The sequence below is a fragment of the Rhizobium sp. SVR5-2C genome (genome assembly GCF_056755115.1).
Map to the genome: position 1 here is coordinate 1 of NZ_JBNDHT010000089.1, position 21,365 is coordinate 21,365.

The 21,365-nt window shown below is 59.5% G+C and carries 23 protein-coding genes; 14 read left to right on the forward strand and 9 right to left on the reverse strand.

From position 1 onward, the window contains the following. Positions 1-86, forward strand: an 86-nt coding sequence (locus ACPYOI_RS22830; protein ID WP_481423404.1) for a DUF1236 domain-containing protein, incomplete at its 5' end; no start/stop codon positions are given. A 72-nt stretch (positions 87-158) separates the two neighbouring features. Here the strand turns inward: ACPYOI_RS22830 and ACPYOI_RS22835 are convergent. Further along, on the reverse strand, positions 159-1,052 hold the full coding sequence (locus ACPYOI_RS22835) for a branched-chain amino acid aminotransferase (protein WP_481417710.1): 894 nt from the start codon (positions 1,050-1,052) through the stop codon (positions 159-161). A gap of 294 nt (positions 1,053-1,346) precedes the next feature. On the opposite strand from ACPYOI_RS22835, the gene ACPYOI_RS22840 reads away from it, so the two are divergent. Genes ACPYOI_RS22840 through ACPYOI_RS22855 form a run of 4 tightly spaced genes read left to right on the forward strand, consistent with a single transcriptional unit; the run spans position 1,347 to position 4,486 of the window. Then, complete coding sequence (locus ACPYOI_RS22840) at positions 1,347-1,790, forward strand: MarR family winged helix-turn-helix transcriptional regulator (protein WP_481417746.1); 444 nt, start codon at positions 1,347-1,349, stop codon at positions 1,788-1,790. Beyond that, positions 1,791-2,489, forward strand: a complete 699-nt coding sequence (locus ACPYOI_RS22845) for a response regulator (RefSeq protein ID WP_168830513.1) — start codon at positions 1,791-1,793, stop codon at positions 2,487-2,489. A gap of 28 nt (positions 2,490-2,517) precedes the next feature. Then, positions 2,518-3,897 (forward strand): ATP-binding protein, encoded by a 1,380-nt coding sequence (locus ACPYOI_RS22850; RefSeq protein WP_481417711.1) that lies wholly within the window; start codon positions 2,518-2,520, stop codon positions 3,895-3,897. A gap of 7 nt (positions 3,898-3,904) precedes the next feature. Then, on the forward strand, positions 3,905-4,486 hold the full coding sequence (locus ACPYOI_RS22855) for a DUF1349 domain-containing protein (protein WP_481423401.1): 582 nt from the start codon (positions 3,905-3,907) through the stop codon (positions 4,484-4,486). A gap of 5 nt (positions 4,487-4,491) precedes the next feature. Here ACPYOI_RS22855 and ACPYOI_RS22860 read toward each other — a convergent pair whose 3' ends face one another. The 6 genes from ACPYOI_RS22860 to ACPYOI_RS22885 form a co-directional block, all read right to left on the reverse strand. Then, positions 4,492-4,767 carry a CopG family antitoxin gene (locus ACPYOI_RS22860; RefSeq protein WP_481417713.1) on the reverse strand — a complete coding sequence of 92 codons (276 nt, stop codon included), beginning with the start codon at positions 4,765-4,767 and terminating at the stop codon, positions 4,492-4,494. Further along, positions 4,757-5,053, reverse strand: a complete 297-nt coding sequence (locus ACPYOI_RS22865) for a DUF4258 domain-containing protein (protein ID WP_481417714.1) — start codon at positions 5,051-5,053, stop codon at positions 4,757-4,759. The genes ACPYOI_RS22860 and ACPYOI_RS22865 overlap by 11 nt, the downstream gene beginning before the upstream one ends. A 51-nt stretch (positions 5,054-5,104) precedes the next feature. Then, positions 5,105-5,446, reverse strand: coding sequence for a tRNA-binding protein (locus ACPYOI_RS22870; RefSeq protein WP_481417715.1), 342 nt, complete (start codon positions 5,444-5,446; stop codon positions 5,105-5,107). A gap of 9 nt (positions 5,447-5,455) precedes the next feature. After that, positions 5,456-6,274, reverse strand: a complete 819-nt coding sequence (proC, locus tag ACPYOI_RS22875; protein ID WP_481417716.1) for a pyrroline-5-carboxylate reductase — start codon at positions 6,272-6,274, stop codon at positions 5,456-5,458. A gap of 1 nt (position 6,275) precedes the next feature. Beyond that, complete coding sequence (locus ACPYOI_RS22880; RefSeq protein ID WP_481417717.1) at positions 6,276-6,776, reverse strand: type III secretion system chaperone family protein; 501 nt, start codon at positions 6,774-6,776, stop codon at positions 6,276-6,278. Between the two features lie 386 nt (positions 6,777-7,162). After that, on the reverse strand, positions 7,163-7,423 hold the full coding sequence (locus ACPYOI_RS22885) for an accessory factor UbiK family protein (protein WP_481417718.1): 261 nt from the start codon (positions 7,421-7,423) through the stop codon (positions 7,163-7,165). A gap of 193 nt (positions 7,424-7,616) precedes the next feature. Here ACPYOI_RS22885 and lgt point away from each other — a divergent pair, with 193 nt between their 5' ends. The 7 genes from lgt to ACPYOI_RS22920 all read left to right on the forward strand — a co-directional run bounded on the left by lgt (position 7,617) and on the right by ACPYOI_RS22920 (position 14,169). Continuing rightward, a complete protein-coding gene (gene lgt, locus ACPYOI_RS22890) occupies positions 7,617-8,465 on the forward strand; it encodes a prolipoprotein diacylglyceryl transferase (protein ID WP_481417719.1) in 849 nt (282 codons plus the stop codon). Between the two features lie 20 nt (positions 8,466-8,485). Continuing rightward, positions 8,486-9,586, forward strand: a complete 1,101-nt coding sequence (locus ACPYOI_RS22895) for a class I SAM-dependent methyltransferase (protein ID WP_481417720.1) — start codon at positions 8,486-8,488, stop codon at positions 9,584-9,586. A gap of 100 nt (positions 9,587-9,686) precedes the next feature. Continuing rightward, entirely contained in the window at positions 9,687-10,481 is a 795-nt protein-coding gene (gene pgeF, locus ACPYOI_RS22900) for a peptidoglycan editing factor PgeF (RefSeq protein WP_481417721.1), read from the forward strand. A 4-nt stretch (positions 10,482-10,485) separates the two neighbouring features. Further along, complete coding sequence (locus ACPYOI_RS22905) at positions 10,486-11,637, forward strand: M24 family metallopeptidase (RefSeq protein WP_481417722.1); 1,152 nt, start codon at positions 10,486-10,488, stop codon at positions 11,635-11,637. A 99-nt stretch (positions 11,638-11,736) separates the two neighbouring features. Beyond that, a complete protein-coding gene (locus tag ACPYOI_RS22910) occupies positions 11,737-12,558 on the forward strand; it encodes a hypothetical protein (RefSeq protein WP_481417723.1) in 822 nt (273 codons plus the stop codon). 105 nt (positions 12,559-12,663) lie between these two features. Next, the gene (locus tag ACPYOI_RS22915; protein WP_168830501.1) at positions 12,664-13,596 is read left to right on the forward strand and encodes a ribose-phosphate pyrophosphokinase; all 933 of its coding nucleotides are present in this window, start codon (positions 12,664-12,666) and stop codon (positions 13,594-13,596) included. Between the two features lie 108 nt (positions 13,597-13,704). Then, a complete protein-coding gene (locus ACPYOI_RS22920) occupies positions 13,705-14,169 on the forward strand; it encodes a Kazal-type serine protease inhibitor family protein (RefSeq protein ID WP_481417724.1) in 465 nt (154 codons plus the stop codon). 58 nt (positions 14,170-14,227) lie between these two features. Here ACPYOI_RS22920 and ACPYOI_RS22925 read toward each other — a convergent pair whose 3' ends face one another. Then, complete coding sequence (locus tag ACPYOI_RS22925) at positions 14,228-15,688, reverse strand: hypothetical protein (RefSeq protein WP_481417725.1); 1,461 nt, start codon at positions 15,686-15,688, stop codon at positions 14,228-14,230. Between the two features lie 93 nt (positions 15,689-15,781). After that, a complete protein-coding gene (locus ACPYOI_RS22930) occupies positions 15,782-17,872 on the reverse strand; it encodes a putative bifunctional diguanylate cyclase/phosphodiesterase (protein ID WP_481423402.1) in 2,091 nt (696 codons plus the stop codon). 318 nt (positions 17,873-18,190) lie between these two features. Here ACPYOI_RS22930 and ACPYOI_RS22935 point away from each other — a divergent pair, with 318 nt between their 5' ends. Together ACPYOI_RS22935 and ACPYOI_RS22940 are read left to right on the forward strand one after the other, a co-directional pair. Beyond that, on the forward strand, positions 18,191-18,808 hold the full coding sequence (locus ACPYOI_RS22935) for a 50S ribosomal protein L25/general stress protein Ctc (RefSeq protein ID WP_481417727.1): 618 nt from the start codon (positions 18,191-18,193) through the stop codon (positions 18,806-18,808). Positions 18,809-18,988: 180 nt separating this feature from the next. Next, positions 18,989-21,346, forward strand: coding sequence for an EAL domain-containing protein (locus ACPYOI_RS22940; protein WP_481417728.1), 2,358 nt, complete (start codon positions 18,989-18,991; stop codon positions 21,344-21,346). Positions 21,347-21,365: the final 19 nt, after the last annotated feature.

Sequence of the window (21,365 nt, forward strand, 5' to 3'; positions counted from 1 at the left end):
ACTATCAGTACCGCTACGTGCGCATCAATGACCGTCCGGTTCTGGTCGATCCGGGCACCCGGCGTATTGTCTATGTCTATGATTGAGACAGAGGGTTGGCCTGAAACGAAACAAAAAAGGCGGCTCGCATGCCGCCTTTTGCCATTTCTGTGGAAAACTTATTCGGCAGCGCTCGCAGCCGCCGGGTACACTTCCTTCATGTAGTCGTTCATCAATGTCTCTGTGATGGTCGAAGGCGTGAATTTATGGGGCCCGATTTCTGATACCGGTGTGACTTCCGCGGCAGACCCCGTCAGGAAGCATTCGGTGAAGTTCGAGAGCTCTTCCGGCTGTATCGCCCGCTCGATGACCTGGTAACCGCGGCGCTTGGCGAGTTCGATCACCGTCTGGCGCGTGATGCCGTTGAGGAAGCAATCCGGCGTAGGCGTATGAACGACACCATCCTTGACGAAGAAGATGTTGGCACCCGTCGCTTCGGCGACCTGACCGCGATAGTCGAGCATCATCGCATCCGCGTAGCCCTTGGCCTCGGCGGCGTGTTTCGAGATGGTGCAGATCATGTAGAGACCCGCCGCCTTCGATGCAGCTGGCGCTGTCCTCGGGTCAGGGCGGCGGTATTCCGCGATGTCGAGGCGGATGCCCTTGAGCTTTTCCGCCGGATTGAAATAGCTGCCCCACTGCCAGATCGCTATCGCGACATTGATGCGGGTCGCTTGAGCCGAAACGCCCATCATTTCACTGCCGCGCCATGCAATCGGCCGCACATAAGCCTCGGAAAAACCCTGGCGCTTCAGCAGTTCGATCGTTGCCGCATCGAGTTCCTCGACCGAATAAGGCACCTTGAAGCCGAGGATTCCAGCGGACTTGTGAAGGCGCTGATTATGCTCGGTCAGCTTGAAGACGCGGCCGCCATAGGCGCGCTCACCTTCGAAGACCGCGCTGGCATAATGCAGACCGTGGGTCAGCACATGGATCTTCGCGTCTTTCCACGGCACGAACTCGCCGTTGAACCAGATTTCGCCCTCCAGCTGATCGAAAGGAACTGAAGCCATTGTCTTATCCTCCGGCGCTCGCACGCCATGCCTGTTGATTGTTGTCCCCAATACGTTTTATCCACAGACGCAGTGGGGATAATATACGTTGTAGGGGAGAAAAGACGGGCTCGAAACGATTGTTCCGTTCCGTCTCCAAAGTCCGCGAAAGCTACCAGCGGCGAAAATTTATGTCAACAAAGCTGCCATATCTTTGCAAAAGCTTCCAGGACGGCGCCCGGCGAGAAAGGAAATAACGTGGCGGTAAGACAAACCAGCTCGAGAGCAGGCAAAATTGAACCTTTAGCCGAACCGATGAAAAACACCGGCATCATCGACTTCGAAATCATCGAGCTTTTCTTTTTCGCCTATCGCGATTTCGTCTCCGATCCGGATGCAATCCTCGCAAAGAGCGGCTTTGGCCGTGCCCATCACAGGGTGGTGCATTTCGTTAACCGTGAGCCGGGCATGACCGTTGCCGATCTTTTGGATACGTTGAAGATTACCAAGCAGAGTCTCGCAAGAGTGCTCAAACAACTAATCGATTCGGGGTATATTCGTCAGGTGGCGGGGCCAGAAGACCGGCGCCAACGCAAGCTCTATCCGACAAAGACAGGGCGCGAACTGGCGCTCGCTCTGGCGGAGCCGCAATCGCGCCGTATTGAGAGGGCATTCGACGGTGCCTCTCCCGAAGCGCGCGAGGGCGTAAGGGCATTCCTGAGGGGTATGCGCGATAGAAATGCGGGAAAAGGGGATTGAATGGCGGGAAAAGCAATCATTTCGGATGATGCGGCGCATCTGCTTGTGGTCGACGACGACACCCGCATCCGCGCCCTTTTGAATCGCTACCTGACGGAGAACGGTTTTAGGGTGACAGTGGCTGCGGACGGCGCGGAGGCGCAGCGCAAGCTGGCAGGGCTCGACTTCGATCTCATCATCATGGACGTGATGATGCCCGGCGAGTCCGGCATCGAGGTGACGCGCGGCCTTCGCTCCATCAAGAACGTCCCGATCATCATGCTGACGGCGCTGGCTGAATCCGATAACCGGATTGCCGGTCTTGAAGCAGGCGCCGACGATTATCTCTCCAAGCCTTTCGATCCGCGCGAACTGGTGCTGCGCGTCAACAATATCCTGCGCCGGAATGCTTCGGACGCGCCGAAGATCGAGCAGGTCATGTTCGGACCCTACACGTTCTCGCTCACCCGCAGGGAACTGAAGAAGGCAACGGAGGTGATCCGGCTTACGGATCGTGAGCAGGAAATCATGCTGCTCTTTGCCAAGCGCGCCGGCGACACCATCCCGCGACACGAACTCATAGGGGGCGACGTCGAAGTCGGCGAGCGCACCATCGACGTGCAGATCAATCGACTGCGGCGCAAGATCGAGGACGACCCTGCAAATCCTGTCTGGCTTCAGACAGTTCGTGGTATAGGATATAGATTGAGTATCGATTGATAGCCGCAATGTCAGGATCACGACTGTAATGGTGACTTTCGATTCACTGCGCCGCGAAGACCGTTGGCCAGTCTCCGGATGGAAGTCGTTCGCTCGTTGGCTGCGCCGCCGCGTACTGCCTACTGGCATCTACACCCGCTCGCTGCTGATCATCATCATACCCATGGTGCTGCTGCAATCGGTCGTGGCCGCGGTATTCATGGAACGTCACTGGCAAATGGTGACGCAGCGGCTGTCGAGCGCCGTCACGCGCGACATCGCAGCCATCATACAGATCATCGAAACTTATCCGCAGGACGCGGATTACAGCCAAATCACGCGCATCGCCGATAACGAGTTGAACTTGCAGATCTCGATCGAGCCCGACGGAGATCTGCCGCCGCCGCGGCAAAAGCCGTTTTTCTCGATCCTCGACGGTATTCTGAGCGATGAAATCAGCGACCAGATCAAGCGGCCCTTCTGGATCGATACGGTGGGGGACTCGAGCCTCGTTGAAATCCGGATAAAGCTGGACAACAAGATTCTGCGCGTACTGACCAAACGCAATCAGACCTATGCATCCAATACTCATATTTTCATCGTCTGGATGGTCGGCGCATCGCTCGTGCTCATTGGCGTATCGATCCTCTTCCTGCGCGGTCAGATCCGCCCGATCCAGATGCTAGCGCGTGCCGCCGAAAGCTTCGGCAAAGGGCAGAAACTCGACGATTTTCATCCACGCGGCGCCGATGAGGTCAGGCGTGCGGGGCTCGCCTTTATTTTGATGCGCGAGCGGATCGAGCGGCAGATCGAACAGCGAACCGCGATGTTGACCGGCGTCAGCCACGACCTGCGAACGGTCCTCACGCGCTTCAAGCTGCAACTGGCCCTCGCCGGCAGCAATCCGGAACTCCAGGGCCTGAGCGACGACGTCAACGACATGCAGTCAATGCTCGAAGCCTACATGGCCTTCGCGCGCAGCGAAATCGAAGAGGACGTCGGAGAGCTGAGGCTCACCGAACTGCTGGGAAAAATCGAGGCGGACTTCGCATTGCATGAAAAGAAGTTCAGTTATTCGATCGAAGGCGACGACGAAATTCTGGTCCGGCCGAACGCTTTCACACGACTGGTCACCAATCTCGCATCCAATGCCCGCCGGTACGCGAATACACTCAGGATCGAGGCGAAGCATAGTGCCAAATGGCTGACTCTGAACTTTGACGACGACGGCCCGGGGATTCCCGAGAAGAACCGCGAAGATGTCTTTAAGCCCTTCTTCCGCCTGGACGAGGCACGGAATCTGGATGATTCAGGCACCGGCCTCGGCCTTGCAATCGCGCGCGATATCGCCCGCAGCCACGGCGGCAACGTCATACTCGGCGATAGCCCGTTCGGTGGTCTCCGGGCAACCATCCGTCTACCAGCGTGAGGTCCGAATGGCGATCGACCTTGCCTCGATGACCTGGCTCAATCCTCCGCCCTCCGCCGAGCTTCGCGACGGCGCACTGCACGTGCGATCCGGCGACAGGACCGATTTCTGGCAGGGGACCTACTACGGCTTCCACCGCGACGACGGCCATTTTCTGTACCGGCGGCGCAAAGGCGATTTTACTGCGGAAGTGACATTCTCAGGCGCCTACCGGGAGCTCTACGATCAGGCAGGGCTAATGATCCGTGCGGATTCCACACGCTGGATGAAATGCGGGATCGAATATACGGACGGCGCAAAGCACTTCAGCACGGTCGTCACCAATGGCAACTCCGATTGGTCGGCCTTTCGCATCGAGCAAGAATTCGAGCGGCTCTCGCTTCGCGCGACGCGCAACAAGGACGCCCTCTTCATTCAATATCGGACCGACCAGGTGAGCGAATGGCGCATGGCGCGTCTCGCCTGGTTCGATCCATCTATCGAGGAGGTCATGGTCGGCCCGGCATTCTGCTCACCGCAACGCGCGGGCTTTGAAGCCGTTTTCCATGAGTTCACGCTGACCGATCCGGTCTCGCGCGACATTCACTGATCACATCAGCTCGTCACATATTTATGGATGAGCGAGTTGATGAGCGTCTGGTAGGGAATCCCTTCCTGCATCGCACGGGATTTGAGGCGAGCGAGATCGGAGCGGGAAATACGTAACGAGATTTTCTCGCGCTCGTCGTTCATCGTCGCCCGTGCCATCGCTTCGATTTCCTTCCGCCGCTGGGGTGTCAGAAGGTTTTCAGGTTTTTCGGTCAACGATTCGAGGCTTTCGATGAGATCGGCCTCTTCCTCGTCCAGTGGCTCAACATTCTTATGTTTCATCGGCGTCGTCCGTCAGATACATGCGCGTCAAAGTTCGGCTCGGATAAACTGTCTTTAAGAAGATAGTATCGTCATCGTGCCGAACATAGGGAACAGCGTAGACATATCCCTCGTTCAAGACGACCAAAATGCGTTGATTGGGATATTTAACGCTGTTTGGGTGTCTGATATCCGCCAGCAGGCCGCCATTTTCGATAGCCGCTACGATATCTTCAAAACATATATTCCTGCTGGAATCAGCCTTGAGCTGATTATTCTTCTCAACGCTCCAGACAGCTTTCAGCATAACCATATTGTATGGACAGAGTATGGCATGTCAATTGAGGCAACCCACTGATCACATCAGCTTCCTGCCGTTCGGCACCGGCTTATCCGCTGCAGCAAGAACGATTGCATCCGCCTCGTCCTCAAAGCCCAGCGTTAGGACTTCCGAACGGAATGGCCCGATCTGACGTGGAGGAAAATTCACGACGCCGAGAACCTGGCGGCCGACGAGGCTCTCAACAGCATAATGCACGGTGATCTGCGCCGAGGATTTCTTGACGCCGATCTCCGGCCCGAAATCGATCAGCAGCTTGATTGCCGGTTTGCGCGCCTCCGGAAAGGCGCTGGCCTCGATAATGGTGCCGACGCGAATATCCACGCGCTCGAAATCGGCAAAGGTGATTTCTTCAGCCATAGCGACGTCTCAGCCCGCGAGCTCTTCAGCCCGCTTGCGGGCTGCGGCGATCGCCTTGTCGAACAGCGGCTGCATGCCCTCCTCCGCCATCAGGATGGAAAGGGCCGCGGCAGTCGTGCCGCCGGGCGACGTGACATTCTGGCGAAGTCTCGAAGCCTCATCGGGGGACTGGTGCAGAAGTTCACCAGCCCCCGCGACAGTTTCCCGTGCAAGGCGCATGGCGAGGTCCGCCGGCAGGCCAAGTTTACGGCCCGCTTCTGCCATACACTCGACGAGATAGAACACATAGGCCGGACCGCTACCGGACAATGCCGTCACGGCATCGATATCCGACTCGGCCTGAACCCACTCAACAGGACCCGATACGCTGAGAAGAGAATGGACGCGCTCACGTTGCTCGGCGCTGACGCGCGGATTGGCGAAGGCGCCGGTTATGCCGCGGCCGACCATGGCCGGCGTATTCGGCATGGCGCGAACCATGGCGGCGTTGCCGAGATGCTTTTCCAGGAAAGACAGCGTCTTGCCCGCAGCCACCGAAACGATGACCGTACCGGGGCCGACGGCGCTCTTCACCGGCGGCAGGACCGTTTCCATGACCTGCGGCTTGACCGCAAGGAAGATGACACCGGCCTTGAGATCGGCTGGAGCCGCTTCGACATGTTTCGCGCCTGCGTCGCTGATCGTCTTCTTCATCGCTGGAGACGGACCAGGATCGACGACGACAACGGAGGAGCCCGGAACACCGCTCTTCAGCCAGCCGGAGAGCATCGCGCCCCCCATATTGCCGGCGCCGACGAGAACGACTGTATCCGAAGAAGATGCTGACATTTTATGCTTCACCGGCCGTTTCGAAAAGGACCGCTTCCATGGCCTTGGCGGCATCCAAGCCGGACCAGATGACAAACTGAAACGCCTGATAGTAGGCCTCGCAGGTATCGAGCGCGCTCGAAAGCAAGACTTCCACCTGACGGTTCGTGGGTTCAGCGCCGCCTGCCAGGAGCAGCGACTGCCGGAAGATTATCACATCTTCCTGCCGCCACAGATCAAAATGTCCCATCAGGACCTGGCCGTTGATCGCCGCCAGAAGCTTGGTGACTTCGTTGACGCGTGCTTCGGGAACCTTGATGTCGAAAGCGCAACCGAGATGCAGCGCTTCGAATTCCTCCATCCAGGAGAAGGAAACGTGGTAGTCGGTCCACTTTCCCTCGACCGTCATAGCGATCTCGTCCTCGCCCGACCGCTCAAACGACCAGTCATTGTTGGAGGCGACGTACTCGATCATGTCGACCGGGTTCGACTGACGTTCGATTTCCAATTCCATAAGGCTCATGCAGCACCTTCTTGACCGGACGAATGCGACTGAACTTGGATTCACCAAAGCAAAGATACGCAAATACCGGAACCACCACTCGGATGATCGTTGAACCGCTGCCAGACCTCACGCAGTGAACCTGCCCGGAGCTTACCAATGTCCGTTTCGAATCATCATTTAAAATCAGTGTATAATGCACCCGCTGAGGTACCAGCCCCCGAGCGCCGATTTTCGGAAAGGCACTGTGGAAAGCTGTTCGGAATTTGATTCAGAAGGAGGTTATAAACGACTCTGCGAATTGGGTTTTTTGGCAGTGTCCACAGGTGGAAAACATCACCTGATTATTTTATCGAAGGAGCGGCGTGCCGCTGATGCGCCACACCGCACTTGTGCCGGAACGGGAACTATTTGGCCTTTGCAGCAAGCTGTGCTTCGAGCGCGGCAACGCGGGCTTGAAGTGCTTCGGCTTCGTCGCGGGCCTTGATCGCCATTTCGCGGACGGCTTCAAATTCCTCGCGCTTGACCACATCCATGCCGTTCAACCAGCGCTCTGCCTGCGCGTTGAAGGCCGTCTCGATCTCCTTGCGCACACCCTGGGCGGCGCCTGCTGCGTCCGTCATCAGCTTGGCGAATTCGTCCATGATGCGATTTGTGCCGGTCGTCATGGTAGTTTCTCTCCTTCGCATGACATGATTTCTTGGCCCTCAGGCTCATGAGAATGAGGTAGGGCTTCAACGCTTGGCTTGCAAGCGCTTTGCTCTGGATAAGCAGCCCCCAGCCATTCGGCTGCCTCACAATCGACTTGACCGCCTCGTAACGCAAAGCCATGTTCCGCGCACATCAACGGGTGGGAAAGCTTTGCCGACAGCAGCCAATCTTCTTGCGATCATGCCGTTTCCGAATATTGATCCGATCGCCTTTTCGATCGGTCCGCTGGCGATTCATTGGTATGGCCTCGCCTATGTCACGGGCATCATGCTCGGATGGCTCTATGCGCGCCGGATCGCCGCCAACGATGCGCTCTGGCCGGAAAACACCTCGCCGATGACCAAGGCTCAGCTCGATGACTTCATCGTCTGGGCAGCCCTCGGCATCGTGCTCGGCGGCCGCATCGGCTATATCCTGTTCTACGATCTGCCCTTCGTCATCGAGGATCCGATCCGCGCGATCGAGATCTGGAACGGCGGCATGTCCTTCCACGGCGGCATCATCGGTACGACAATCGCCATGATCCTGTTTGCGCGCAAGAACGGCATTCCTTTGTGGAGCCTTTTCGACATCGTCGCCGCAGTGGTGCCGATCGGCCTGTTCTTCGGCCGCATTGCAAACTTCGTCAACGGCGAGCTCTGGGGGCGGCTCACGGACGTGCCCTGGGCGGTCGTTTTCCCCACCGGCGGACCTTTTGCACGCCACCCTAGCCAGCTCTATGAAGCGGGCCTCGAAGGCATCGTGCTTCTCCTCCTGCTTGCCCTTCTCGTCTTTGGCTTCCGTGCGCTGAAATCGCCGGGCTTCGTTACGGGTGTGTTCGTATGTGGCTATGCGCTGTCACGCATCTTCGTTGAGTTCTTCCGCGAGCCGGATGCGCAGCTTGGCTATCTGCTCGGCACGAACTGGCTGACCATGGGCATGGTACTCTCCTCGCCGATGATCCTGCTCGGAATCTGGGCGATGGCCCGGTCCCGCAGCCAGACAGCGCCCCAGCATTGAGCTGTCAGGACGGTACGACCATGACGACCGCACTCGGAGAAAAGATAAAGGCGATCATTCAGGCGAACGGGCCGATCAGCGTTACGGACTATTTCTCGCTCTGCCTGGCCGATCCGGAATACGGCTATTACCGGACCCGCGAACCCTTTGGCCGATCCGGCGATTTCGTCACAGCGCCCGAAGTCAGCCAGCTCTTCGGCGAGATGGTCGGTGTTTTCATCGTGCACGCCTGGCAGCGGCACGGCACGCCGGCAGGCGTACGCCTGGTTGAAATCGGACCGGGCCGCGGAACTATGATGGCGGACATGCTGCGCGTCATCGCACGCCTCGCCCCGCCCCTCTTCGAGAACATGACCGTTCATCTCGTCGAAACGAGCGAGCGGCTGCGCGACATCCAGAGCCAGACGCTTGATGCCCATGAAGGCAAGATCAGCTGGCATTCGGACTTCGAGGAGGTGCCGCCGGGCTTCACGCTGCTGGCGGCGAACGAGTTGTTCGACGCCATTCCGATTCGCCAATTCGTGAAGACGCCGAACGGATTTCGGGAGCGCATGGTCGGCCTCGATGCCGATGGCGAACTGGCATTCGCTGCCGGTGTTGCCGGCATCGACCCGGTGCTGCTGCCAGACCCGCATCAAACAGTTCTCAACGGCACGCTCTTCGAGATTTCGCCTGCCCGCCAGGCCGTCATGATCACGATCTGCGATCGCCTGAAGGCTTTCGGCGGCACGGCGCTCGCGATCGATTACGGCCATCTCGTCACCGGCTTCGGCGACACGCTGCAGGCGGTGCGCATGCACGAATTCGATCCGCCTCTCGCCCATCCCGGGGAAGCGGATCTGACGAGCCATGTGGATTTCGCAGATCTTGCGAAAACCGCCGCTGCCGCCGGCCTCCATCTCAATGGCGCGCTGCACCAGGGCGATTTCCTGACAGGGCTCGGCATTGTCGAGCGGGCCGCGGCTCTCGGGCGGAACCGCGAACCGCGCACGCAAGAGATCATCCAGAGCGCGGTGGACCGCCTGGCCGGCGCCGGCGAAGGCCGGATGGGCGAGCTTTTCAAGGCGATGGCCGTATCCTATCCCGCCGTCGATCTGATGCCGTTCCGTCCGGTGGATTGACAGAGCGCGCCGCCCTGCGCCAACATCCGGCGCAATCAACAATGCTTCGCCGGGCGATCCGGCGGACAATGACCCCATTCGAAACACCCCGGAATCGCTGATGCAAAATGCGGCCTCTCCCGCACCGATCGAAAGCGCGCTGCTGAAGCAGGCAGCGGGCGACGCAATCCTTCATGGCTATTTCACCCGCGAGGGCGGCCTCTCCGATGGTCTTTACCGCGGCCTGAACGTCGGCCTTGGCTCGAACGACGATCGCGAAAAGGTGATGGAAAACCGCCGACGCGTCGCCGCCTGGTTCGGCCAGCCGCTGGAAAAGCTCGCCACCGTGCACCAGATCCACTCGCCGGATGCCGTCATCGTCGACGGCAGCTACAACGGTGCCCGCCCGGAAGCCGATGCGCTGGTGACGGCGACGCCCGGTCTTGTGCTCGGAGTGCTCGCCGCAGATTGCGGCCCGATCCTGTTCGCCGACCCGGAAAGCCGGGTGATCGGTGCCGCCCACGCCGGATGGAAGGGCGCGCTGACGGGCGTTCTGGAGAACACAATCGCGGCAATGGAAAACCTTGGAGCGAAGCGCGAAACCATCGTTGCCTGCCTCGGCCCCTCGATCAGCCAGGCGAGCTATGAGGTCGGCCCGGAATTTGTCGACCGCTTCGTCACACACGATTTGTCTTACGAGCGGTATTTTATTCCGTCGGAGAAACCCGGCCATTCAATGTTCGACCTTCAGGCGCTGACAGTCGACCGGCTGCGCAAAGCCGGCGTCCGCGCCGAAAGCCTCGGAATTTGCACTTATCCGGACAGCGAGCGCTTTTTCTCTTACCGGCGTACAACACATAATAAAGAGCCGGATTACGGCCGCCAGATTTCAGCGATCAGCATTAGGGAGATTTGACCGAATGGCACTGCATTTCGAAAGGACCGAATTCGCAAGCCGCCTCGCCCGCCTGACTGACCAGATGCGCGCCGAAAAACTCGACGCCGTCCTGCTGTTTGCCCAGGAAAGCATGTACTGGCTGACGGGCTACGACACGTTCGGCTATTGTTTCTTTCAGACGCTGATCGTCAAGGCCGACGGCACGATGTCGCTGCTCACCCGCTCGGCGGATCTCCGGCAGGCCAAGCACACCTCGATCATCGACGACATCCATGTCTGGGTCGACCGCGTCAATGCCGACCCGACGCTCGACCTCAGGAACCTGCTCGCCGACATGGACCTGCTCGGCGCCCGCATCGGCGTCGAATACGATACCCATGGCATGACGGGTCGCATCGCACGCCTGCTCGATGCCCAGCTTTCAACCTTCGGTCAGATCGTCGATGCTTCCTACCTCGTCAGCCGCCTGCGCCTGGTGAAAAGCCCCACCGAAGTAGTCTATGTGGAGCGTGCCGCGGCACTTGCCGATGACGCATTGGACGCTGCGATACGGCTGACCAAGCCCGGTGCCGACGAAGCTGATATCCTTGCCGCCATGCAAGGCGCGGTCTTTTCCGGTGGCGGCGATTACCCCGCCAACGAATTCATCATCGGCTCCGGCGTCGACGCGCTGCTTTGCCGCTACAAGGCCGGCCGCCGCAAGCTCGATGCAAACGACCAGCTCACGCTGGAATGGGCGGGCACCTACGCCCACTACCATGTCGCCATGATGCGCACGATCGTGATCGGCGAGCCGACACACCGCCACCGCGAACTCTACAATGCCTGCCTCGAAACCATCCAGGCGATCGAGACGGTACTGAAGCCCGGCCATACCTTCGGCGATGTCTTCGACATGCATGCGAAGATCATGGACGAGCGGGGCCTTGCCCGGCATCGCCTGAACGCCTGCGGCTATTCGCTCGGCGCCCGCTTCTCGCCATCGTGGATGGAGCACCAGATGTTCCATGTCGGCAATCCGCAGGAAATCGAACCAAACATGTCGCTCTTCGTGCACATGATCATCGCCGATTCCGATACCGGAACGGCCATGACGCTTGGCCAGACTTACCTGACGACACCGGCTGCGCCGCGTGCCCTTTCCCGCCATTCACTCGACTTCATCGGCGCGTAACGGACAATCACCGGCAAGAATCCGGAATTGACAGTCGGCGGTCCCCGCCTTCATAAATCGGGCGGGGCTGATGCGAATGAGGGAAGGACGACGACAGCAATGAGGGACGCTCACACTGCGCCGATGCTCCTTGCCTGCATGGCCCTGCTTTCCGCTTGCAATACCACCGATGCCCTGACGCCGCAGGTCGATATCGGTGACTCCTCGCTTGGCCGCCGCTCCTCGCCGGTAACCCAGGACGAGGTCGAACGCATGGCGGGGTCCGAGCCGAAGCAGGCCTTTGCCGAAGAATCGCGGCAGCCAGCCTATCACTCCGGCTACAATCAAACGTACAGAGCGGGCTCCGGCGCACCTCCAACAACGATGCAGGAACAGGCCGACGCTCTTGCCCAACGCGGGGCGTCACCCTCGGCCTCGGCGCCGATCGAATCCGAGGCACTTGCCGAGCCGGTTTCAAATGCACAGGCCGAAGAGGAGGACATGGGCGACCTCGCCCCTGCCCGCCAGCCGCAGCAGGTCGCCTCCATCGACCGCACTGCATCGTCTTCGATCCGCGGCAACACCGTTCGCTTCCTGCCGATTATCGGCGCTCCTGTTCAGGCGGTGACGCCGCTTTCCCGCCAGCTCGGCGCTGAGGCGCGATCGCACGGCCTCTCCATCAGGAGTTCGAACGACACGAGCAGTGACTACATCCTCAAGGGCTATCTTTCGGCCTTCGCCGACGAAGGCAACGTGACGGTCGTTTACGTGTGGGATATTCTCGATGGCAGCGGCGCCCGCCTGCACCGTATCCAGGGACAGGAAAAGGTGCCCTCCGCGACACAAGATCCTTGGGCCGGCGTTCCCGCTTCCGTCATGCAGCAGATCGGCACGAAGACAATCGCGGAATTCAATTCCTGGCGGCAGACGAGCGGCGGTTAGCAACAGGCTTTTTACAAATATCAAGGCCTGTGACGCCTTTGCCCTTGCATTCACAAGCAAGCTGGCTAAAAAGCGCGGCTATCAGCGGACAACAGGCGGGCCAAAATGAAGGTTTTCGCAGGCAATTCGAACCGGCATCTCGCCGAAGCGATCTGCAACTATCTCAATGTGCCCTTGGGCAAGGCCAGCGTCAGAAGATTTGCCGATCAGGAAATCTTCGTGGAAATCCAGGAGAACGTCCGCGGCGAGGACGTCTTCGTCGTCCAGTCGACCTCCTTCCCGACGAACGATCACCTGATGGAACTGCTCATCATGATCGATGCGATGCGCCGCTCCTCGGCGCGCCGCATTACGGCGGTAATCCCCTACTTCGGCTACGCGCGGCAGGATCGCCGCGCCTCGGGCCGCACCCCGATCTCCGCCAAGCTGGTCGCAAACCTCATCACCGAGGCCGGTGCGGACCGCGTACTGACGCTCGACCTGCATGCGGGTCAGATCCAGGGCTTCTTCGATATCCCGACCGACAACCTTTACGCTATCCCGGTGCTGACGCGCGATATCAAGGCGAATTACGATATCAGCAACGTCATGGTCGTCTCGCCGGACGTGGGCGGCGTCGTGCGCGCCCGCGCGCTCGCCAAGCGCCTGGACTGTCTGCTGGCGATCGTGGACAAGCGCCGCGACCGTCCGGGTGAATCCGAAGTCATGAACATCATCGGCGAGGTGGAAGGCAAGGACTGTCTGCTGATCGACGACATCGTCGATTCGGGCGGCACGCTTTGCAACGCGGCGCAAGCGCTTCTCGCCCAGGGTGCGGCAAGCGTCACGGCCTACATCACTCATGGCGTCCTTTCCGGCGGCGCGGTCACGCGCATCACATCATCGATGTTGCGGGAACTGGTGATCACCGACTCCATCCAGCCGACGACGGCTGTCCAGTCGGCACACAACATTCGCGTCATCTCGACCGCGCACCTGATCGGCGAAGCCATCAACCGCACGAGCCAGGAAGAATCCGTCTCCAGTCTCTTCGACTGAGGGTTCTCTTCCGATCGCTTCCAAAGCGGTGAAGTTGCATTTACCGCTTCATCGGCGTCAGGCTTTCGTCTACGTTCGCCCCTATTATTTGCCCGGGGAGCAATGATGATGAAAACCAAAAATCTGAAGACTTCACGGCGGCTGGCGCTCGTAGCGCTCATCCCTCTGCTTTCCGCCTGCACGGTCGATGTCAATCCCGGCTATTCACGCCCGCCGCCACGCCCTCGCCCGCCTGGGCCGCAAATGTGCACGATGGAGTTTGCACCTGTCTGTGGCGAACGTGGCGGAAGGCTGCAAACGTTCGGCAATGCCTGCGAGGCCCGCAAACGCGGCTTCATGATCGTCGGCCGCGGCGAATGCCGCCGTGAACCGCCACGCTTCCCGCCTCCGGCACCGGGCCGTCCCGGCAGGCCGGAGAGACCCGACCGCCCTGAACGTCCGATCGGCATCTGCACGCGGGAATATGCGCCCGTTTGCGGTCAGCGCGGCCGTCAGACCCAGACCTTCCCGAATGCCTGCGAGGCGGGCAATGCGGGCTTCCGGGTGATCCGCGGCGGCGCGTGCCGGTTCTGATCATTCAACGTTCATGGCGGCGATAGCATTGGCTATGGCGGGGCGTGGAGGCACTTTTTTATTGCCGCTTATCAGGACCTTTGACGATTTGACCGTTGACGGTCACCGATCCATCGGGGCTGACCGTCACGTCCCAGCGCTGGCGGCCGTCCGGATCGGTCTTGGCGAAACCCTTGACCATCAGCATCCCGAAGGACGCCTGGTTGAGCTCGGGATTTTCCTTGGCGAGCTGCTGGACGGCGGCGATCGTCTTGTCGTAGTCGCGCGCCAGGATCGAGGCCTGCAGCGAATAGTCCTTGTTGCTGTCGATGCGGCCCTTCATCGTCCCGGAAATATCGATGTCATAGACGCCTGACCTGGCGCTGATCCTTGGGAAGTCGACCACAAGGGCGCCATCGCGGAAGAGCTTTTCGGCCGCCCTCTGGCCGCTTTCCCCGGACGACGCCTTGGTGAAGTCCATTTTCATGAATTCGTCGCCGAAAGCGGCAAAATCCATGTCGGGGATACCAAACTGCACATCTACCGTCTGTGGCAGGAATGCTGAATAGGCGGCAGGAATTGCGGGACTGTCAAAAGTCACATCGGCAGCATTGATGGCGACGCCGAGCCGCGTCGCATTGCTCGGTCCGTCGACGGCGAAATGATACCCGACGCTCTTCGCCCCACCACTACCTCCAGCGCTTATCACAGCAAGATTGTTGAATGTGATGGTTTCTTCAAGCGAAGAGATCAGGGGAAACGCGTCGCGCAGTAAGCCCTTCAATTTGTCTTCACTCTCCTTGCTGAGCGGCTTTTCCTCGGCATGGTCGAGAATGAAAACGCCAATGTCCTTCAGTTGCCTTGCAGGCACGCTGTTGACCTTGCCGTCGAAATCGATGGAGTTGGCGTTGATCTGGACGGGGGGCACTCCCCTGCCGCTGACCTGCTGGGCAAATGCCGTCATAGTGCCATTCGCCGCAAAATCAGTCCTACCGGCGGAGGCGCTATCGGCAGAGGTGAGCTTGTATTGGATGTCGCCAACGCTGGCGTTGACCTGGTCGGTATCGGTCGCCGAGGTAATCTTGATGTCCTTGGCCCGGAAGTCGCCGGAGCGGAAATAGCTGATGGCCGGATCGAAAACCGCTGTATAGACCAGCGAGGCGATCGAATAGGCGAAATCGGTACGCTTCTGGTCCGGCCCCTTGAAATGCCCGGAGACGTTCAGGCTGTTGTCGCCTTCGACATTCCAGAGCCCGTTGTCCTGCGGCGTGGCGAACATCGAAATCGGCTTCAGCCCACTGATCGCGAAATCCGCCGGGTTGATGTTGGAGAGCAGCTTGGCCAGATCGTAGACGATCTCGTAGCGCGCACCAGCCGGGTTGACGGCCACGACCCCGCTCTTCGCGATGTCTTCGGGCAACAGCTTGTTGAGATTGTCGCGGATCGCGTTCGCGCCATCCTGGTTGATCTCGGCGGCATGAGCTGCCGTCATCAATCCGAGAACAAGGGCGCTCGTCGCCGTCATCAGCCTGTATCGCATGAATGTGCTCCTCCGCGGCGTGGATCAACAATCATGTGAGAATGCGCGCGGCCGGATGTCAACCCAGCCGCTTGGCACTCGATAATGTTTTCATCAGGCCGCTGCCGCGGTTGCCGGGCCGCCTTTGGCATTCAGACCCGTGCCATCGGGTTTGGGAGCGGGCGTGCCGCTGACGATCTCTTCGATGCCCGAACGCGGCACCGGCTTGCCGAAAAGGAAGCCCTGCACCTGCAGGCAGCCTTCGCGCCGAAGGAAGTCGATGTGATCCTCGTTCTCTACGCCTTCGGCCAGCACCGGAATATCGAGGCTTGCAGCAAGGATCAGGGTCGAGCGCACGATGGCCGCCGACTGCTTGTTGGTCACGACCCCATCGACGAAGGCGCGATCGATCTTGATCTTGTCGAAGGGGAAGCTCTGCAGGGTCGAGAGCGATGAATAACCCGTGCCGTAATCGTCCATTGCCACCTTGACGCCCATGGCCTTCAGCTGCCGGATGATACGCAGCGCATGCTGATGGTCGGCGATAATGCCTGACTCCGTGATCTCGAGTTCGAGCCGCGAAGCCGGCAGACCCGTCTGCGACAGGATGTCCTGAACGATCTGAGGCAGGCGATGGACGCTGAGCTGCTGCGGAGCGACATTGACGGCGATGCGAAGCGGGTTCTTCCAGGTCGCCGCCTCGGCACAGGCCTGGCGCAGAACCCATTCGCCAAGCTCAAGGATAAAACCGTTGCGTTCCGCGATCGGGATAAACTCCAGCGGCGGAACATAGCCGCGTACAGGATGCTTCCAGCGCAGCAGCGCTTCGAAGCCGAGAACGTCGCGGGTCACCGTGTCGTTCTGCTGCTGGTAGAAGAGCTCGAATTCGCCACGCTTCAGGCCGTCGCGCATCTCGATCGCCAGTGCATTCCGCTCGCGTGAAACCTGATCCATAGACGCATCGTAGAAGCAGATGCTGTTGCTGGTGGCGGACTTGGCGCGATACATCGCAATGTCCGCCTGCGAAAGAACGTCGTCTATCGTGTCCGCCTGAGCGGGATAGGTCGAAATGCCGACGCTCGTTCCGACACAGAGCGTCTGCTCTTCCCACGACACAGGCTTGGCGACCTCGTCGATAATCCGCTGCGCCAGCCCCGACGCGTCGGAACGGATGAAATAGTTGCTCATCACCGCCGCGAATTCGTCGCCGCCGATGCGGGCGACGAATTCGCCCTCGTTGCCCAGCGAAGCAAGCCGCTCGGCCACCGTACGCAGAACCGCGTCGCCAGCCGCATGACCGTGCACGTCGTTGATTTCCTTGAAGCGGTCGAGATCGAACGAGAGTACGGCGATATTCGCCGTCATGTCCTTCGGCCGCTTGGCAAGCACGGCAAGGCGCTCGTTGAAGGCAGCGCGGTTCGGAAGGTTCGTCAGCGGATCATGCAGCGATAGGTGACGGTAGCGTTCGACAGCCTCCTGGTTCGATTGCATGTCGATGACATAGGTGGAGGCGCCGAGCGCCAGAATGACGATCATGACGGCAAGGACGAGACCGGTCATGACACCGACGGAGATCAGCTCGCCGGTGACCGGGACGATATTGTCCGGAACGATGGTCAGACCGGCCATGCCGGTGAAATGCGTAAGCACGATCGCAAGCACAAGCGCGAGGCCGGAACCGTGCTTGCAGAAGCGCGTCAGCGGCCGCGCGACGCGGTTGGTGGCGATCGCCCCGAAGACGGCAGCCATGATGAGCGAAGCAACGACATCGGCCTGGTTCCACACCATATGACCGGCGACCTTGTATCCCGCAATGCCGACATAGTGCATGGAAGCAATACCGAGACCAACAATGGCACCCCCCGCCTCTACCAGCGCGCTCTTCTGGGTGCTGGAAGCGACCGTGAAACCGGCAATGCTCGCCATGACGGCGATGAAAAGGGAAAGAAGCGTCAATTCGGGTTCATAGCCGCTCAGCGTTGGCGATCGATAGCCGAGCATGGCGATGAAATGCGTGGTCCAGATCGTCGAACCGCCGACGAAACCCGACAGAAAGAGCCAGTTGCACTTCTGTAGCCCTTGCGTCCTGCGTGCACGTGTGAACAGCCGCATCGTCAGCATGGATCCGAGCACGCAGATGACCGTGGCAAAGATCAGATGCGAGAAGTTGTGTTCGACGGTGATGCAGGAAATGATGCGTAACATTGCAGGTGGACCGGGACATTGAAATCGAGCCACCTATAGTCAGACCGCCAGTACGATCCATTAATTCGTTCGGAATTGCGATTCGATGGTTAAGTAATCGTCTAAATTGCAACCGGCCGATGGACAGGCACAACTAATGGCATGGGCGGACTTACCCTGTCTGTCCAGCTTGCGTTTCCCGTTCACTTATACTATAGCGCACGCGTCCGCGCAGACACCCTTGGAGGCAACGCGGATGAGGCTGCCATAAGGCGCTTCCAGTCGATGACCGGCAAGACCCGGACTGAGACTCTCCAAATAACCTCGAAAGGAATAGCCATGAGCCAGGAAACTTACGAGCTCAAGGCCGAGGCGCGCGAACGGGTTGGTAAGGGGTCCGCCCGTGAACTTCGCCGCAACGGTTTGATTCCCGCTGTCATCTATGGTGACAAGCAGGCCCCCATTTCTATCGCGCTCAACACCAACGAAGTGACGAAGCGTATTCATTCCGGTGGTTTCATGACGACGATCGCGACGATCGACGTCGGCGGCCAGAAGTACAAGGTTCTGCCGAAGGACTATCAGCTCGATCCGGTCCGCGACTTCACGATGCACGTGGATTTCCTCCGCGTCTCCGGCAACACGCAGGTCACCGTCGAAATCCCGGTTCACTTCATCAACGAAGAAAAGTCGCAGGGCCTGAAGGTCGGTGGCGTTCTGAACATCGTTCGTCACGCGATCGAAGTTCATTGCCCGGCTGATGCGATCCCGGATTCCTTCAACGTTGACCTTGCGGGCAAGAAGATCGGCGACAGCATCCACATTTCCGATATCACGCTGCCGAAGGGCGTGTCGCTGGTCATCGCAGACCGCGACTTCACGGTTGCGACGATCGTCGCTCCGGCGGCCGGCGTCGACGAAACTGCGGCTGAAGCCGAAGGCGAAACTGAAGCCTGATCCGCATACACTAATTTCTAATCATAAGGCCCGCTTTCCCCTGGAAGGCGGGCCTTTTCGCTTCGGGACGCCGGGTCACTTCAGCAACATTTAACACATTTCATGAAAGCATCATCTGGGCAGTTTTGCACAGGCCGCGTTCAGCCGTTACTGGCCGCGAAAGTGTGACCCCGGGGAACCATGAACAATTCCGTTGAGAACAGATTTTTTTCAATTGTCTGCGGCGCGCTTCTCATATTTGTAGCGCCTCTTTTTGTACTCTTTCTATTCCTTTCCTCCAAAAGCGCTGACGAAGAAATACGCGACCACATCTCCGTTCTTCTCGTTGCCAACTCTCAGGCGCTCGCAAAGCCGCTGTGGGACCTGGATGAGGAAATCGTGACGCAGATCAGCGCGACGATGGTTTCGCAGGGCGCCATTGTTAAGGTCGAGGTCCGCGATCAGTCCGGCCAGCTCCACGTCACCCAGTCGACGATCCCGAAATCCTTTGATGGCGAACTCGTCCAGGTTTCCCGCGCAATCATCTACAACACCGTCGACGGGCCGAAGAACCTTGGCAGCATCGCGGTCTATTATCCGAAGCTCGGCCTCTTCTCCGGTCTGAAGCATGAAGAAGTCGTCTTCCTATCCATCTTCATCGTTGCAGTGATGGCTGTCTTCTGCGCGGCTGTGATCGGCAACCGTCTCTTCGTTATTCAGCCACTTATGAGGCTCATCGCAGCCGTCGAGGCAACCCGTCAGCTTGGGTCCCGTCATCACGTCGACTGGCAGTCGAGCGATGAAATGGGCCGCCTCGCCCGTAGCTTTAACGAGATGCAAACGAAGCTGGAACGCGAAGAGAAGGAGCTGAAGCTCGCCCATCGCCTCGCAACCGATATTTACAACCTGACTCCCGCCATGCTCTTCTCGCTGGACAATCAGGATCGGATCACCGCGGTCAGCGACTATTGGCTCGTCGCGACAGGTTACGCGAGAGCGGGCGTTGTCGGACGCAAATTCTCCGAACTTGTTACCGCAGACACTCGCGACGCCTTCAACAGCCGGCGCGAAGGCTCAGCAGACGGCACGGCACTCGATGTGACCGTCAAGTTCCTCTGTGCCGATGACCGGGTTATGGATGTCCTGATCCTGGAATCCAAGGCGGCGACCGGATCCAACCAGCTCTCGTTGTCGGTGATGACCGACGTCACGGAACTGAAGGCGTCCGAGGACCGCAACCACCGCCAGGCGATCACCGATCACCTAACGGGCCTGCTGAACCGCCAGGGCTTCGAAGCCGCCCTCGACAGCAAGATCGCCGAAGCCGACGCCGCAGGCCATGAGCTTGCCTGCCTGTTCATCGATCTCGACCGCTTCAAGTGGATCAATGACAGTCTTGGCCACGCCGAAGGCGACCGCGCCTTGCGCGAACTTGTCGGGCGGCTCAACACGCATCTTGCGCCCTCCGATCAGGCAGCTCGCCTGGGCGGCGACGAATTCGCCATCCTGCTTCCCGCCAAGGATGGCGAAAAGCGTGCCAAAGCCATGGCCGAGCAGATCGCATCCGTCTTGGAAACACCTTTTGGTCCCGAGCTGCATCTAAGCGCCAGCATCGGCATCGCGATCTATCCGCGCCATGCGTCGAATGCGGCTGAACTCCTGCAGAAATCGGATATGGCGATGTATGCGAAGAAGCGGGATGGCAAGAACGGCGCCCAGCTCTTCGATAACAGCATGCTGCACAGCGCCCGAGCGCGCGCCGAGATCGAAAACCATATTGAGAATGGACTCGCCGAGGATTGGTTCGACGCCTACCTGCAGCCGATTGTCGGCCTCAATGATCGGCGCGTCGCCGGCTTCGAAGCGCTTCTGCGCCTGAACCACCCTGAGAAAGGGCTGATGCCACCGGCCGAGATCATCCATGTCGCCGAGGAGACGGCCAAGATCGTTCGCGTGGGCGACGTCATCATGGAGAAGGCCATCGGGCATCTGGCAAAGCTTTCGCATATTGCGGGGCTGCAGGATGCCTATCTTGCGATCAACTTCTCGCCGTTGCAGTTCGAGCCCACCCTCGCCTCCCGTCTTGCCGCGCTCCTTGGGCGGCACGGCGTTCGTCCGGATCGCATCGTCGTCGAGATTACCGAAGCCGTGCTGATGCACGACAACCCGCAGATTCGCATGATCGTCACGGAATTGCGCCGCTTCGGCTGCCGCATCGCGCTCGACGATTTCGGTACCGGCTATTCATCGCTGAGCTATCTCAACCGCTTCCCGGTAGACATCATCAAGGTCGACCAGTCCTTCACACGATCGATCAACGATGCCAACGCCGATGTCCGCCACAAGAGCCGGATGCTCGTCGAGAGCATCACCACGCTGGCGCACAGGATGGATTGCACCGTCATCGCCGAAGGTATCGAAACGGAAGAGCAATGCCGCACGCTGCACCTGATGGGGCTTGACCATGGCCAGGGCTACCTCTTCCACCGTCCGGCGAATGTCTCGAACTTGATCGATGATCTCACCGGGGCGATGGGTGAGGTAGCGAGAGCCTCATGATCTGCAAATTGGAGGAGGA